This window comes from Streptosporangium amethystogenes (assembly GCF_000721075.1).
Lineage (GTDB): Bacteria > Actinomycetota > Actinomycetes > Streptosporangiales > Streptosporangiaceae > Streptosporangium > Streptosporangium amethystogenes.
Window position 1 is genome coordinate 12,039 of record NZ_JOEQ01000019.1, and the last position, 15,280, is coordinate 27,318.

Consider the following 15,280-nt stretch of genomic DNA (forward strand, 5'->3'; position numbering starts at 1 on the left):
CCGATGGGGGAAGCTCTGGACGTGGGCACGGACCCGGGGGGTGAAGGGTCCGCGCAAAGTCCGGCCGGCCGCCACAGTGAGGCGGCCGGCCCGCGGGCGACGTACCGGATGACCGGGCCCCCTACACGTCGCCCGGGGCCAGGCGGCCAGCCGGGCTGCCACGTTCATTCCGGACCGCGGACCGACTTCGAGGGGTATGCCAGTGATCAACCACGTCTGGATGACGCGACTTGACGATGATCTTTACAGCGATCTTGGATCAGCTGTCGACCTGGTCGCGCTCCAGCAGAAGGCGCAGATCCTCGGCCTCGGGTGCCCCAAGCCTGCTGAACAGGTCGTGGGCGCGTTCGAGGCAGTCGCGACCGCGGCCGGTGCTGCCGAGGCCGTTGAGCGCCTTGCCTAGCACCCACAGGGCCTGCGCCTCACCGTACGGGTGGCTGATCTCCCGGCTCACGGTAAGCGCCTGCTCCGCGTGACGGGTCGCGTCCGTGAAGCGACCCGCGTGGATGAAGGTCTCGGCCAGCCGGGAACAGACCCGCTGCTCCCAGACCCGCTGCCTGCTGGCCCGGAAGAAGGCGAGGCACTCGGCATGGTGGTGGACCGCCTCGGTCAACCGGCCGACCCGCGACAGGATCATCCCCAGGTGGTAGCGGGCCCTGGCGGTGCCGGCGCTGGAGCCCATCTCGATGAACAGGGCCAGCCCCTGCTCGGCGGCGGCGATCGCCTCCTGCGGCTGCTCCAGGAACAGGTGGTCGCGGGCGGAGTAGCTGAGTGTCAGCGCCTCCCCGCCCCGCGCTCCGACCTCCCTGAACGCCTCGCGCGCCGAGCTGAACCAGGCCAGGGCCTCCACGTGGCGGCGCCGGCGCCCGGCCACGACGGCCAAAGCGTTCAGTACCTCGCCGACAACGATGCGATCGCCCCCGGCCGACAGCTCCAGGGAGGCACGGAACTCCTCCTCGGCCTCGGCCAGCCGGTTGGTGCCGAACAGCACCCGGCCCAGCACGTAGCGGCAGCGCAGCTCGCTGGAGACGGCACCGAGCCGTCGCGCCACGGCCAGCATCTCCCGCGTCCGGCTCTCGAATTCGCGGCCGTGGCTCCCCGACTCCAGCAGCGGCTCCATGGCGAGCAGCAGGTCGGCCCCCGGCAGCAATGCCTCGGCCCGGTTCGCGAGGCCCACCTGGGCGATCGACGCGAACAGCGACTCCGCCTCCACCGACAGCCAGGCCACAGCCTCGTCGGCGGAGACGAAGGCGTGGCCGGTACCGGTGACCCCCAGCTGGTCGGCGATCGTGCTGCCCTCGTAGGCGAGGCGGTGCGCCGAGCGCGCGGACGCCAGGTAGAAGTCGAGCAGCCGGGCCAGCGCCGCCGCGCCCTCCCCGCCGATGGCCACGCTCACCCCGGACCCGCGCTGCTCCCCGCCGTCCTGACCGCCGTCCCCCTCGGCCGTGCTCTCGGCCCGTTCCGCGATCCGGCGGGCGAAGAGCTTGAGCAGGTCGTGGAAGCGGTAACGACCGGGAGCCGGAGCCTCAAGCAGGCTGGCGTCCACCAGGGACTCCAGGACGTCCTCGGTGTCCATCGCCTCCAGCGCGAGCAGCCCGGAGGCGGCCCCGATCGAGATGTCCGGGCCTCCGGGCAGGGAGAGCAGCCGGAACGCGCGGGCCTGAGCCGGGCTGAGCTGGCCGTACCCGAGGGCGAAGGTCGCCTCCACCGCGAGGTCTCCCACACGCATCTCGTCCAGGCGGCGGCGCTCGTCGGCCAGCCGGGGAACCAGGGAGGCGACGGTCCAGGACGGCCGGGCGGCCAGGCGCGCCGCCACGATTCGCACTGCGAGCGGCAGGAAACCGCAGGCGGCGACCACGTCCATGGCGGCGGCGCGTTCCGCTTCCACCCTCTCGGTGCCGGCGACGGTGCCGAACAGCGCGAGGGCCTCCTCCGGCTCCATGACGTCCAGGTCGATCAGCCGGGCCGAGGCCAGGTCGGCGAGTTTGCCGCGACTGGTCACGATCGCCGCGCACCCGGCCGAACCGGGGAGCAGCTGGCCCACCTGCGCGGCGTCGCGGGCGTTGTCCAGCAGCACGAGCATCCGCCGGTCGGCCAGGAGCGAGCGGAACAGCGCGGAACGCTCGGCCAGGCCGTCGGGGATGGCGTCGGCGGGCAGGCCGAGCCCACGCAGGAACGCGGCGAGCACGGACTCGGGCGCGGTCGGCTCCACCCCGTACCCGCGCAGGTCGGCGTAGAGCTGGCCATCGGGGAACAGGTCGTACATGGCATGGGCGACGTGCACCGCCAGCGCCGTCTTGCCCACGCCGCCGATGCCGGAGATGGCCGCCACGGGCACGCCCTCGGAGCCCTCCTGGGCCGACAGCAGCGTGCGCAGCCGCGCGATGATCTGACGGCGCCCGGTGAAGTCGTTCACGGCGGCGGGAAGCTGCGCGGGGCGCGGCAGCTCCGGGAACACCGGTGTTCCCCGCCTTCCCGACGTTCTCGTCGGCTCCGGCTCCGGGCTCCGGTCCGGGGCGGCCGGTGTGGCCTCGGCGGGTGTGAGCCGTGCGGTGGGGGCGAGCGCGAGGACCGGGTCGTCGGTGAGAATGCGCTGGTGCATGCTCGTCAGGTCGGGGCCGGGCTCGATGCCCAGTTCCTCGATCAGTGTGGCGCGGGTGTCGGCGAAGGCGGCCAGTGCCTCCGCCCTGCGCCCGCAGCGGTAGTAGGCCAGCATCAGCTGGGCGCGGAGTCGCTCGCGCAGCGGATGGTCGGCGGTCAGCGCGATCAGCTCGGACAGCACGTCGGCGTGCCTGCCCAGCTCCAGGTCCAGGTCCATCAGTACTTCCAGCACGCTCATCCGGCGCTCGGTGAGCCGGTCGCGCTGGTGTTCGGCATAGGGGCCGACGGCTCCGGCCAGCGGTTCGCCGGTGCACAGCGCCAGGCTCGCACGCAGGCTCTCCGCGGCTTTCACCAGCTCGCCCGCGCGGCGCGCGACCTCGGCCTCGGCGATGCCACGCTCGAAGAGGACCAGGTCAAGGACGACCCCGTTCAGCCGTAGCGCGTACCCCCTGCCGACGGAGGTGAGCAGTTCGGGGCGGGTGCGCGGGGACCTGTCCGGCTCCAGCACCGCGCGCAGCCGGGAGACGTAGGTGCGCAGGGCGCCGAGCGCGCGGGGTGGGGCGTCGTCCCCCCAGATCGCGTCGATCATCTCGGCCGGCGTCACCGCCCGGTTCTCCCTCAGCAGGAGCATCGCCAGGATGGAACGTTGCAGTGGGGTGCCCAGGTCGAGTTCGGATCCGTCACGCCAGGCCTGGACAGGACCGAGTACGGCGAACCGTAATCCGTCTCCGCTGCCCTGAACAGCCATTTCTTGAATCTCCGCCCGATGGGAAGTTTTATGGCCAAATGATAGGTCCTCCCCTGCTGACTCAGTAAGTAGAGGGTTGTCCGTTCGCCGGGCCGTTGATCGCACGTTAATCGGCCGTTGAGCCATGTCCACAATGCTGTGGCTGTCGGGCATGGCCCCATACGGGGGCGGCCATGCCCGACATGTCGGTGGATTGCAGGTATGGATAAAGGCGCTGTAAGCGTGATGAAGGCGGGCGGGCCTATCAATGAGCCATGGCTCCTAGAGGAAGTCGGGAGCCGCCCCCTCAAGGAGAGAACCATCATGCGCCGCTCGATCAGCAAACTCCTCGGTCTCGCCGCCGCCACCGCCGTCATCGCGATCGGTGTTCCGGCCCTCGCCTCCCCGGCCTCGGCCGCCACCCCCGCCGGCTCGGCCGCCTCCAGCGACTACGACGAGTTCTGGGGCTCCTACTACTCCAAGTACTACGACGACTCCCGCGCCAGCGCCAAGGGCCGCGTCTGGACCGAGGACGACGACAGCGTCCACGTCCAGGGCAGGCTCTACGACAAGTACTCGCCGGGCTGGCTCTGCGGCTACGTCCAGTTCAAGGTCGAGGACCACGAGGGCGAGGAGAGCTACTACTGGGCGCGCAAGTGCGGCTCCCAGGGCTACACCCCCTTCCACTTCGTCCGGGAAGAGGTTGAAAACCTGCAGGTCAGGGTCTGCTACTGGGACAAGCACGACGCCAAGAGGACGCTGTGCGGCAAGTGGCGCTACATCTACGAGGTCGACGGCGAGGAGTGATCCCGCCTCGTCCGGCGGACCTCCTCGGCGGCGTGGCGTACGAACGCCTCCATGACCCGCGTACGACATCGGACGAATACCAGGCCCGCCCGGGGCGCCGGGCGGGCTTTTTATTCCATTAAGTAGTTAAAGTGAGTTTTTACCGTTATATGGCTTTTGTCGGTTTATTTGGCTCTCCTCGCCTTACCCCTTGTCCAGGGGCGCCTCACGCGGCCTCGAACAGGCCCATCCGCGCACGCAGCCGTTCTTGGACGATCGGCCATTCGTCGCTCAGGATCGAGTAGTACGCGGTATCTCGGACCGTGTCGTCGGCGCCTCGGCTCTCCGCCCGCCGCACACCGTCGAGGTGCGCGCCGAGGGCTTCGATGGCGGCCCGGGATCGTACGTTCCGTATGTCGGCCTTGAGGGTTATGCGGTGGACCTGCCAGGTCTCGAAGGCGAGGGAGAGCATCAGGTACTTGCTCTCGCGGTTGGCACCGGTCCCCTGCGCGGAGGCGGAGAGCCAGGTGTAACCGATGTCCGCCACGGACGGGACATCGCCCACCGCCCCACGAGTGCCCGGCGGCCAGGGCATGGGGCCCTGCCAGTACTCCAGGTTCATGAGACGGGTGGCACCGACCACGCGGTCGGTGTGAAGCCACCGGATGGCGAAGGGCATCGTGCGGCCCTCCGCCTGCTCAGCCAGAGTGGCCTCCACATAGGAGACCATCTCGTCCCGGCCATTGGGGACGCGAGTGAAGTCGTAGGTAGAACGGTCTTCACTCGCCGCGGCGACGAGGTCGTCGACGACCGCGAGGCTGAGCGGTTCCAGGCGCACGAGGCGCCCGGACAGGGTGACAGAAGCGGGCATGAGCACATAATGAGGGCTCTTTCCCCTGCCCGATGCCAAACGACACGAGACATCTTGGCGAGCATCGTGGGAAGCGTCGGCGCCAGGGCTCTCCGCAGCAAGTAAGACCAGTTCAGGCCCGCTAAATCCACCCTGGGAACACGCGTCGCCGAGGCGGGGGCCGCGATGCGATCTCACCCCGCCGGAGGGGCCGCGACGAGCGGGGCGCGTACCTGCGTGCGGGGTGGCCGCCGGGTGGCGCGCAGGTCGGTCAGAGCCTCGCTCAGCTGGTCCAGTGAGGCCGAGATCCAGGGCAGTTCCAGGGGGTCGGGAGCACCGAGCGCGGCCAGCCGACGCCGCGTCGTCTCGCCGTACAGAAGGCTGGTCGCCACCCGCACCCGCAGGGCCGCCGGGTCGTCGCCGAAGGCGTGGCCGGGGAGCACCCCGACGCCGTGCCGGTCGAGCAGATACGCCGACAGGTCGGCGGAGGACGCGAAGTCCAGCCCGGTGAAGTCGGGGTAGAGGTAGAAGCCGCCCTGCGGCGCGTGCACCCTTACGCCCGCACGGACGAGCCGCTCGTGCACCGCCCGCGCCACCGTGCCGTGCAACCTGCGGCTCTCACCGATCCGCTCGACGAGCTCCGGCGGTTCGGTGTACGCGTACGCCGCCGCCTGCTGGACGGGTGCGGCCGGGCTGGACCAGATCTCGCTTGCGACCGCCAGCAGCCGGTCACGCAGCCCCGCGGACGGGAGCCGGGCCACACCGATCCGCCAGCCGCCCAGGGCCAGGCTCTTGCTGAGCCCACTGGTGATCACGGTCCGTTCGGGGGCCACGTCGGCGGGGCTGAGAAAGCCGGTGGCCGGGGAGTGGACCAGGTCGCGGTAGATCTCGTCGGAAATGATCGTGAGGTCGAGCTCGCGGGCGACCTCGGCGATCCGCCGGATCGTGGGCGCCCCGGCCAGCGTGCCGCTGGGATTGTCGGGCAGTGTGACCAGCAGCGAACGTACGTCGCGTCCCTGGGCGCGGGCGTGCGTGACCGCCGCCGCCACGCGCTCGGGGTCGGGCACCCCACCCTCGCCGTCGGGCGCGGGAACGAGCAGGGAACGCGCCCCGACCAGGTCGGCCTGGGCGGCGTAGCTGACCCAGCTCGGCATCGGCAGCACGATGTCACCGCCGATCGCCAGTAGCAGGCCGTACAGCAGGGGTTTGCTCCCGGGGCCGCAGACCACCAGTTCCGGGTCGGTGGGCAGGCCCCGCCGCGACCAGTAGCCGGAGGCCGCCTCGCGCAGCACCGGCGCGCCGGCGACAGGTCCGTACCCGTTGTGCCCGGACGCCGCGGCCAGCCGCTCGCGCAGAGCCGGATGAACGGGCAGCCCCGCCTCTCCGAAGGCCAGGTGCAGCACGCGCTCCCCGGCGAGCCGTCTTCGCTCGATGTCCTCGTTGGCCGCCAACGTGGCGGAAAGGGTGACGTTCATCGTGAGGTTCCCTCCCTCGTTGCGGAACGTTCCCAACCCTGATGAGGTAGGGGCGTAAGGACAAGCTTCGGTTCTCGCGGGTGGGCATAAGGAAAGCTGATGCTTGATTTGCGGAGACTCGCGCTGATCTGCGAATTCGCCCGCCGGGGCAGCATCGCCGCCACCGCGGCATCCCTGGGTTACAGCCCCTCGGCGGTCTCCCAGCAGCTGGCCGCGCTGGAGCGCCAGGCCGGGACCGCGTTGATCGACAGGACCGCCAGGAGCGCGGAGCTGACCGACGCGGGGCGCCGCCTGGTCGAGCACGCCGAGCGCATCCTGGCCATGGTGGAGAGTGCCGAGTCCGACCTGTCGGCCCAGGCCGTCACCCCGGCGGGACGGGTCACGGTGACCGCTTTCCCCACCGCCGCGGTGGCCTTCGCGCCCGCGCTGACCAGGACGCTCCGCCGGCACGGCGAGATCACCCTGCGAATGGGGCAGGGACGCTCGGGGCGCGGGATGCGCGAGGTGCAGTCCGGCGAGGTGGACATCGCTCTGATCGATGACTGGTACGGCGGCATACGCGAACCGGACACCATGCGGGTCTTCCCGCTGCTGCGCGATCCGCTGGTGCTCGTGGTGCCGCGCACGCACCGGCTCGCCTCCCCCGACGTCCCGGTCGACCTGCGCGAGCTGAGGGAGGAGCCTTGGATGGCCACCCCGGACGGCGAGCCCTCCCGGCTGGCGGTGGACCGGCTGATGGCCGACGTCGGTGGCCACCGGCCGGTGCCCTGGGAGTTCGAAGGACTGAGCACGATCATCGGTCTGGTCGCCAAGGGCATCGGCATCGCTGCCGTTCCCGCCCTGGCGCTGGCCGCGGGCGTCCGGGGCATCGCCGTCCGCCGGCTGCCTGGCCCGCCGGTCGGCCGGACCGTCCACGCCGTCGCCCGATCCTCCAGCGTTCACCGTCCTGCCGTCTCCGTCACCCTCAGGGCCGTCCACGTCGCCGCCAGGCTCCTCGCCGCCGACCTGGAGGCGGTCGAGCCCGTGCCCAGATGACGCCCCCGGGTCCACCGGAAGACGGTCGCGCTCCCCTGCCGGTAACGTCGGCGCATGCCTCCCTCCTACGCGCTAGAGCGATTGCTGAACGACGGCGGTGCCAAGCTGGTCGCCGGGGTGGACGAGGTCGGGCGCGGAGCCTGGGCGGGCCCGGTGGCGGTCTGCGCCGTGGTCACCGACCTGTCGGAACCGCCCGCCGGCCTCACCGACTCCAAACTGCTCACTCCCGCCCGCCGCGTCGCCATGATCTCCGAGATCACCGCCTGGGCGGCAGGTATCGGGTACGGCGAGGCGTCCCACGAGGAGATCGACGCGCTCGGGATGACCGAGGCCTTGCGCAGGGCGGCCAGGAGGGCGCTGGCCGGGCTTCCCAACCGGCCCGACGTGGTCGTGCTGGACGGCAAACACGACTATCTGGGGGCGCCCTGGCCGGTCCGGTGCGAGGTCAAGGGGGACCTGTCCTGTGTCTCCGTGGCCGCGGCCTCCGTGATCGCGAAGGTTCGCAGGGACGGCTACATGGCCTCGCTGGGCTTCTCCGAGTACGGGTTCGCCGAGAACGCGGGTTACCCCTCCCCGGTCCACCAGGCGGCCCTGGCCGAGCTCGGCCCGACGGAGCACCATCGCCTGTCCTGGTCGTACCTGGACGATCTGCCCCGCTGGCGCCACCTCAAGAGGCACCGCAACCCACTGGCCGGTGAGGGCCAGCTCGACCTCTTCGGCTAGCGGCGGACATCGGACATCATCGAAGAGTGCGAATCGGAGTCTTCCTGGTCGCGGCGGGATTTCCCGGACGGCAACCGGGAGAGGTGCTGCGCGACACCGTGGACGCGGTCGTGGCCGCGGAGGAGGCGGGATTCGATGACGCGTGGATCGCCGAGCACCACTTCATGTCGTACGGCGTCTGCCCGTCGGCGGCGACGCTGGCCGGTGTGGCACTGGGGCGCACCGCCAGGATCAGGGTCGGGACGGCGGTGAGCGTCCTGTCCACCCGGCATCCGGTGGATCTGGCCGAGCAGGCGGCGATCCTCGACCAGGTCTCCGGGGGCCGGTTCGCCCTGGGGGTGGGCAGGGGCGGGCCGTGGGTGGACCTGGAGGTGTTCGGTACGGGCCTGGCAAGGTTCGAGCGCGGCTTCCGCGAGTCGCTCGACCTGCTGTGCGAGGCGCTCTCGCGTGACACGCTCTCCGCGAGCGGGGAGTTCTTCAACTTCAGGCAGGTGCCGATGGTGCCGGCGGCCCGGCTCAGGCCGGTTGTCGCGTGCACCTCGCCCGCGACCGTGCGGATCGCCGCCGAACGCGGGTTGCCGATGCTGCTGGGCATGCATGTCGGGGATCGGGAGAAGGCGGCCATGCTCCGTGAGTACGGCACGCTGGCGGCCCGCCCGCCGTCACCGTCCGGTCATGTCGCGGCGGCGGTGGGTTACGTGGCCGACACGACGGAGCGGGCTGTGCGGGAGATGCGGAAGGCCATGCCGCGCTGGCTGGAGCCGGGTCTCGCGGGATACGTACCGGTGGACGGGCGGGCGCGGCCGGTGCGCGACATCGGGGAGTACGTGGACTTCCTCTGCGGGACGCATCCGGTCGGCTCGCCAGACCTCTGCGTGGCGAGGATCGAGCGGACCGCCGAGGTCACCGGCCTGCGGCACCTGATCCTCATGGTGGAGGGGGCGGGCGATCGCGCCCGCACCCTTGAGAACATCAGACGGTTGGGAGCCGAGGTGCTGCCCAGGCTCTCCGGCCGTGCCCGCCGGGTACGGCGGGCACGGGGAGGAACGGCCTCGGGGTGAGGCCGCCGTCAGCAGTCGACAAGCTCGGGCGTCTGGTTGAGGATCTGAGACCTGGCGGTGATGAACTCCGCGTGGGCCCCGGCGGCGGCCGGGTCGAAGACCGCGACCCGGTGGCAGTTCTGGAAGGCCAGCCGCACCCCGAAGTGCCGCTCCAGGGCGCCACGCATGGCGTCGCTGGCGAGCGCGCGCAGGAGCTGGCCGCGGGCGGCCTCGTCCGGTGGCGGCACGGTGTTGTCGGCGAATTCGGCACCGGTATGTTCACGCTGTTCGACCAGGTCGCTGATCAGCGACCAGGCGTAGGGCAGTGAGTCTCTGACGCAGGTGACAAAAGCCGCGTCGTCCACCTCACCGGTCCTGGCCTGGTCGAGAAGATCGTTCGAAACGGTCAGCGACATACTGCGTTCTCCTCTCGGAAGGGGATCAATCAGACACTAGGTCGGGCATGGTGATCGCTCCATCTAGCGGGAGAGCGACACTCGCGTGGGCCCGAAGACGAAGTCGGGGTCGATCTGAGCCGCCAGATCCTCGCCCGTGGCCCTGTTGGCCCAGGCCTCGGCATTGCGGAGGTGGAACCGCACAGCCTGGTGGCCGAAGCGGTCCCAGTCCTTCTCCTGGGCGTCGAGATGGTCGAGGAGCGTGCCCAGAGCCCGGGAGTTGGCCACCTCAAGGTCGGAGAGGGTGAAGGGGCGGCCCTGCTCCATCGCGCGGATCGCCGCGGAGTGCTCCAGGCAGACGAGCAGGTCGGCGCCGACCTGCTCGCGCAGGAACGACACGTCCCCGGGGCCGTGGATCTTGTTGCCCACCACCGCGATCGGCACACCGTAGTCGGCGGCGTAGTCACGGTACTGCCGGTAGACGCTCACACCCTGGCGGGTCGGCTCGACCACCAGGAAGGTCATGTCGAAGCGGGTGAACAGCCCTGAGGCGAAGGAGTCGGCCCCGGCCGTCATGTCGACCACGACGTACTCACCCGCGCCATCGAGCAGATGGTTGAGATACAGCTCCACGGCGCCGACCTTGGAGTGGTAGCACGCCACTCCCAGGTCATCCTCGCTGAACGGCCCGGTGACCATCAGCAGGGGCCCCTCGGGTGTGCCGGCGGCGAATCCGGCATGGATCGGGTCGTTCCGCTCGTCGAGGCGGAGCAGCCGCGAGCCGCGCCCCGGCGGGGTGGTCTTGACCATCGCCGAGGCCGAGGAGATGCGGGGGTTGTCACCTCGCAGATATTCCTTGATCTCGGTCAGGTGTGAGCCCATCGGTCTTGGCAGCGCGCCATCGGCCACTCCCAGCGCCATGCCCAGGTGCTGGTTGATGTCGGCGTCGACGGCCACCACGGGACCGCCCCGGCTTGCTGTGTATCTGGAGAACAGCGCCGACAGAGTCGTCTTGCCGCTGCCACCCTTGCCGACGAATGCCACCCTCACGACGACGATCCAATCTGGTTATGAAAATCATTGCAACTCTTGCGGGGGGACCATCATGCCACGGGGGCGAGGGCGCGGGGCGGGTATCGCCGAGCGGGGTGGGGGCTGCGTACACGGATGAAAGTGGTCTCTCATGACAAGTACGGATGTGAGTCCTGAGGGAAAACACCTGCCATGTCATGACCGGTGCCGAAGGTCCGCCGTTACCGCTTCGCTCCTTCCTGTATGGACTCGGCGACGGCCTTGGGCGTGGGCAGGGCAGATGTTTGCCATCGGCTCCGGTGAGATCCCGGCCGCCCGGGTATCCCACCCCGAGTCGGTTGATCTTGAGCCCCCCGGCGGGATCGTGGACAAAGGGTCAGCAAGGGGCTTTGGTGGTAGGTACCGATACCTGGTCACGTCGCGTTTCCAAGCGGCGAGCCGACGGGTTCACCGCGTGGGGGGTCGCGCTCGCGATGCTCGCGACGCCGTTGGTCGTGTCCGCCCCGCCCCGGGCCGGGACGGAGACGCCACCGTCCCAGCCGGCCACCACGACGTCTCCGCAGCGGTCGGAGGTCGGCGAGAGAGCCCCGTCCGCTCCGGAGGTGGGGGGTGGGGCCACTGAGACGGCCTCGCCCGTTCTCGCCAAGTCTGGTGGGAGGTCCTTGCCCGATCCGGTGGAGGCGGCGGAGGCGAGGGTCGAGATCACCAAGACGGCCTCGCCCGTTCTCGCCAAGCCCGGACAGAAGATCACCTACACCGTCGAACTGCGCAACGCCGGTGACGTCGACCGGCCGGACTTCGGCTTCACCGACGACCTGTCAGGCGTGCTCGACGACGCGGACTTCGACCACGACGAGTCGGCCACCTCGGGCACCGTCTCCTTCGCCGGGTCCAGGGTGACCTGGTCGGGTGACGTGGCCGCCGGCCAGACGGTGACGGTCACCTACGGAGTCACGGTGAACGACCCTCCGGCGGGGGACATGCGGCTCTCTGGTGAACTGGTCGGTGGCGAGGACTCCAACTGCGAGGCCGGTTCCACCGATCCCGCCTGCGGCGACCTCGACGAGCCCGGCCTGCCGCTGCTGTACGTCCTCATGACCGCGGACCGGGAGACGGTCGATCCCGGCGAGGTGGTCGCGTACACGGTCACCGTCGGCAATGTCGGCACCGCCGCCTATCAGGGCGCCGCGCTCACCGGGGAACTCTCCCGGGTGCTCGACGACGCGATCTACAACGGCGACGCGCGGGCCACGGACGGAACCGTCTCGTACGGCGCGTCGAAGCTGGCCTGGACCGGTGACATCCCGGCGGGCGAGACGGTCACGATCACCTACAGCGTGACCGTGAACACCCCTGACACCGGGGACCGGGTGCTGGACAGCGCCGTCCAGGCTCGCGGGGGCGGGACGAACTGCCCCGGTCCGGTGCCGGGCCCGGCCGGGCCCGGGGAGCCCGTTCCTGTGACGGGCCTCGGCTGTGCGCAGCGGGTCGCGGTGGAGGGGGTGACGATCAGCAGGACGCTCGTGCCGGAGGAGCCCGAGGCGGGTGACACCGTGACCTACACGATCACGGTAACCAACCCGGGGCGGATCGTGTACCCCGGAGCCCGCCTCACGGACGATCTGTCGGGGGTGCTCGACGACGCGGTGTTCGACGATGTGGAGGCCTCCTCGGGCACCGTCAGCTACGCCGAGCCGATGCTCGACTGGCGGGGTGACATTCCGGTGGAGTCCGCGGTGACGATCACCTACCGCGTCACGGTGGGCGACCCTCCGTTGGGCGACTCCGCGCTGCGCGACGAGGTGGTGGGCGTGAAGCCCGAGTCCAACTGCGCCGCGGGGTCGACCGATCCTGACTGCGGGACGGAGCCGGTGGGGATAGCCCCAGCACGGGTGCCGGCATCGGAGGCCGGCGCCGGCCCGGAACCGGATGCCGTCACCGATCCTGTACCGGAGGCGGTACCGGTCCCCGGCCGGGAACCGGTGCCGTCGCCCGGTTCCGATCTGGTGCCGATCCCTTCGCCCAAGCGGGTGACCGAGCGGTCTCCCACGCCGTCGTACGGGCCGGGCTGGGAGCGGCCCCTGCCGATTCCCTGTCCCGTCGGCGGGCCCTGCCTGGGACCGGGCCGTCCCGCGCTGCCGTTCACGGGCCTGCCGCTCGGACCGGTCCTGGCGGGGTTCCTGCTCCTCGGCCTCGGACTGGCGCCGCGGCTGTGCCGCCGGCGCGGGACGTGTTGATGTCCCGTTCCTCAACGGAGGTCGCGAACGCGCGACCGGGAGACTGAAGCCGTCAGGCGGTCTCCCGTACCCGGCCTCCGGTGAGGAACACCGCACCAGGACTCTCGCGCGGGTCAGGCCGGCTGGGACCGGCGGCGACGGCGACGGAGCAGGAACGCGGTAGTGGCCAGCCCGGCCGCCGCGGCGGAGGCCAGTGAGATCGGCAGGACCCAGTCGGTCGTCTCCGGCGAAGCCACGGTGTTGACGTCCGTGGCGCAGACCAGCACGGGGCCGGCCGCGCTCCTGCGGGCGCAGGCAGTCGTCGCCAGGTCTCGCGCCTGCGCCCCCGCGACCGCGCCGACCTTGGCGCTCAGGTGGACGACGGCCTCCTTTCTGGGCAGGACGTTCACGGTCCACGCCACCTTGCCCTGCTCCATGCGGCCTCCGGCGTCGGCCTTCACGAAGGTCATCGACGGCGGCAGGGACTGCACCAGGAGGATGCGTCTCAGCCGGGTGGTTCCCTGGTTGCTGATACGGAGCGTGTACGTGTTCTCCGCGCCGGGAGTGGTATCCCTCGTTCCGTCGTCGAGGGAGATGGAGAGCGAGGGGACCGGGTCACCCCAGGCGGGCTGCCATCCAACAGCGGGTATGGCGACCGCGGTGAGCAGGCCGAGGCCGGCCAGGCGACGTTTCATCCTCTTACCTCCGTGGTGACTCTAAGTAATCACTCCATAACAGCATTCCGGCCCTCGTGGGCGCTCTCAACGCGCCGGGTGTGTCGCTCATCGGCTGTTGTCCGCCGGTCCGTCGTCTGTCAGTCGCAGGCGGAGTCGAGGACGACGGCGCTCGTCCCCGGGCGCTCCCTGCCGCGGTTTCCCGTCGGTACGGCGGGCACGGCGGCGTCGGCCCCGGCGGGCGGGGCCGCCAGGGTGGCGGTGACCTCACGCCTGATCAGGTGGTAGTCGGGCGCACCCGAATAGATCAGCGGGGGCACGAACTGGAGGCTCCTGATCCTGGAGTTCTTCACCTTCTCCGAAAGCTCGACCAGGTCGGGCAGTAGTTGCCGCGGTATGTCGGTGGAGATCGCGTCGACGGCGGCGGTGGCCAGTCTCTCGAAGCTCTTGAACACCGTCACGGGGTCGGCCTGCTTGGCGACGGCGTTCAGCAGGCACTTCTGGCGGCTCATCCGTACGTAGTCGTCGCTGAAAGTGCGGGACCTGCCGTACCAGAGCGCCTCCTCACCCGAGAGTTTCCGTCGGCCCGCCTCGATCCGGCCCTCGTTCTGCCTGCCGTACACGATGGGGTCCTTGATTCGGATCCGCACACCGCCCATCGCGTCGACGATTTCCACGAACCCCCTCATGTCGACCATCGCGTAGTAGGAGATGTCGAGCCCGAGGATGCCGCCGATCGTCCTTTTCAGCAGTGAGGGGCCACGATGCCTCTTGCCCAGCTTCGGCGCCATCTCCGGGTAGTCCTCGGCGTACTGGTAGACCTCGTTGAGCATGCCCGGTGTGTAGGGCGGTTCGCCTTCGAAACCGAAGGGGAACCGCTCGCGGGCCGGGCCCGGCGGCATCGGGACTTTCTCCAGGTTCCTCGGCAGGCCGAAAAGCACGGTCTCGCCGGTCCGGGTGTCGACGCTGGCCACGGTCATGCTGTCGGTGCGCACGCCGACCCGGTTGGCCGCCGCGTCCGCGCCGATGAGCAGGATGTTGATCCGCTCCATGCCCTTCCACGGGTCCGTCGGCATCGGCGTGACACTTTCCGCGAACACCGAGGTCACCACGCTCTGGGAGACGTAGGCCAGCCGGGCCACGTAGATCATCGGAGCGGTCACCAGCACGCACAGCAGGCCGACGGCGGCGGCTGAGAGGTACTGGGCCGCGGGCGATGACGACTCCGGCCGCACCAGCAGGTAGGAGTGTATGACCACGGCCACCGCCACTGCGGCCAGCAACATCGCGGCGAGCGCGAAGGCCCAGAGCCAGGCGGGTTGTACGGCGAGGGCGAGCAGGGCGGGTCCCGCGGTCAGCATGGCGATCGCGGCGGCTCCGGCGAGGGTCAGCTCGACGCCCATCAGAAAGGCGCCCGTCAGGCGGCGGCCCACCCAGATGTGGGCCAGGCCCCACAGAACGGCCGAGCCCAGTGTCAGTGCCAGACTCGATCCGACGCCTGTCCGCCCCGTGTTATCGGCCATAGCCCTACATCTCCTGTCCGTCACCCCAATACGTCGCAGGTTAGTAACGGTTTCCAGTTGAATGGGCTATGTGGTTGTTCGACGCGCTGAGGGTGGTCGGTCAAGGTTTGTAAACCAGATCACGCCGTCGGGATGACGCTGACCTCCAAGTTATCGTCAAAAAGGACACGTAATCGATTTTGACTGGCAAACGGGGGGATTTC

12 protein-coding genes are annotated in these 15,280 nt (G+C 70.2%); 5 read left to right on the forward strand and 7 right to left on the reverse strand.

Annotated elements, in window-relative coordinates; genetic code table 11:
• Positions 1–259 precede the first annotated feature (259 nt).
• Complete coding sequence (locus tag IG98_RS0125360; RefSeq protein ID WP_030917039.1) at positions 260–3,349, reverse strand: AfsR/SARP family transcriptional regulator; 3,090 nt, start codon at positions 3,347–3,349, stop codon at positions 260–262.
• 303 nt (positions 3,350–3,652) lie between these two features.
• On the opposite strand from IG98_RS0125360, the gene IG98_RS0125365 reads away from it, so the two are divergent.
• Positions 3,653–4,135 (forward strand): hypothetical protein, encoded by a 483-nt coding sequence (locus tag IG98_RS0125365; protein ID WP_030917043.1) that lies wholly within the window; start codon positions 3,653–3,655, stop codon positions 4,133–4,135.
• A 205-nt stretch (positions 4,136–4,340) separates the two neighbouring features.
• On the opposite strand, the gene IG98_RS0125370 is transcribed toward IG98_RS0125365, so the two are convergent.
• Together IG98_RS0125370 and IG98_RS0125375 are read right to left on the reverse strand one after the other, a co-directional pair.
• Positions 4,341–4,985 (reverse strand): GNAT family N-acetyltransferase, encoded by a 645-nt coding sequence (locus tag IG98_RS0125370; protein ID WP_030917046.1) that lies wholly within the window; start codon positions 4,983–4,985, stop codon positions 4,341–4,343.
• A 173-nt stretch (positions 4,986–5,158) separates the two neighbouring features.
• On the reverse strand, positions 5,159–6,439 hold the full coding sequence (locus IG98_RS0125375) for a pyridoxal phosphate-dependent aminotransferase (protein WP_030917049.1): 1,281 nt from the start codon (positions 6,437–6,439) through the stop codon (positions 5,159–5,161).
• A 99-nt stretch (positions 6,440–6,538) separates the two neighbouring features.
• Here IG98_RS0125375 and IG98_RS0125380 point away from each other — a divergent pair, with 99 nt between their 5' ends.
• The 3 genes from IG98_RS0125380 to IG98_RS0125390 are packed head-to-tail and all read left to right on the forward strand — an operon-like array spanning position 6,539 to position 9,258.
• Positions 6,539–7,474: a LysR family transcriptional regulator gene (locus IG98_RS0125380; RefSeq protein ID WP_030917052.1), complete on the forward strand. Its 936-nt coding sequence runs from the start codon at positions 6,539–6,541 to the stop codon at positions 7,472–7,474.
• Positions 7,475–7,528: 54 nt separating this feature from the next.
• Positions 7,529–8,197, forward strand: a complete 669-nt coding sequence (locus IG98_RS0125385) for a ribonuclease HII (protein WP_030917054.1) — start codon at positions 7,529–7,531, stop codon at positions 8,195–8,197.
• 26 nt (positions 8,198–8,223) lie between these two features.
• Positions 8,224–9,258: an LLM class flavin-dependent oxidoreductase gene (locus IG98_RS0125390; RefSeq protein WP_030917057.1), complete on the forward strand. Its 1,035-nt coding sequence runs from the start codon at positions 8,224–8,226 to the stop codon at positions 9,256–9,258.
• Between the two features lie 8 nt (positions 9,259–9,266).
• Here IG98_RS0125390 and IG98_RS0125395 read toward each other — a convergent pair whose 3' ends face one another.
• Together IG98_RS0125395 and IG98_RS0125400 are read right to left on the reverse strand one after the other, a co-directional pair.
• Positions 9,267–9,653, reverse strand: a complete 387-nt coding sequence (locus tag IG98_RS0125395) for an SCO5389 family protein (RefSeq protein ID WP_030917060.1) — start codon at positions 9,651–9,653, stop codon at positions 9,267–9,269.
• A gap of 63 nt (positions 9,654–9,716) precedes the next feature.
• Positions 9,717–10,682, reverse strand: coding sequence for an ATP-binding protein (locus IG98_RS0125400; protein ID WP_030917063.1), 966 nt, complete (start codon positions 10,680–10,682; stop codon positions 9,717–9,719).
• A 644-nt stretch (positions 10,683–11,326) separates the two neighbouring features.
• Between IG98_RS0125400 and IG98_RS0125405 the strand changes: the two genes are divergently transcribed.
• Entirely contained in the window at positions 11,327–12,901 is a 1,575-nt protein-coding gene (locus IG98_RS0125405; RefSeq protein ID WP_030917066.1) for a DUF7927 domain-containing protein, read from the forward strand.
• A 113-nt stretch (positions 12,902–13,014) separates the two neighbouring features.
• On the opposite strand, the gene IG98_RS0125410 is transcribed toward IG98_RS0125405, so the two are convergent.
• Together IG98_RS0125410 and IG98_RS0125415 are read right to left on the reverse strand one after the other, a co-directional pair.
• The gene (locus tag IG98_RS0125410) at positions 13,015–13,575 is read right to left on the reverse strand and encodes a DUF11 domain-containing protein (protein ID WP_030917069.1); all 561 of its coding nucleotides are present in this window, start codon (positions 13,573–13,575) and stop codon (positions 13,015–13,017) included.
• A 119-nt stretch (positions 13,576–13,694) separates the two neighbouring features.
• A complete protein-coding gene (locus tag IG98_RS0125415; protein ID WP_030917072.1) occupies positions 13,695–15,077 on the reverse strand; it encodes an LCP family protein in 1,383 nt (460 codons plus the stop codon).
• Positions 15,078–15,280: the final 203 nt, after the last annotated feature.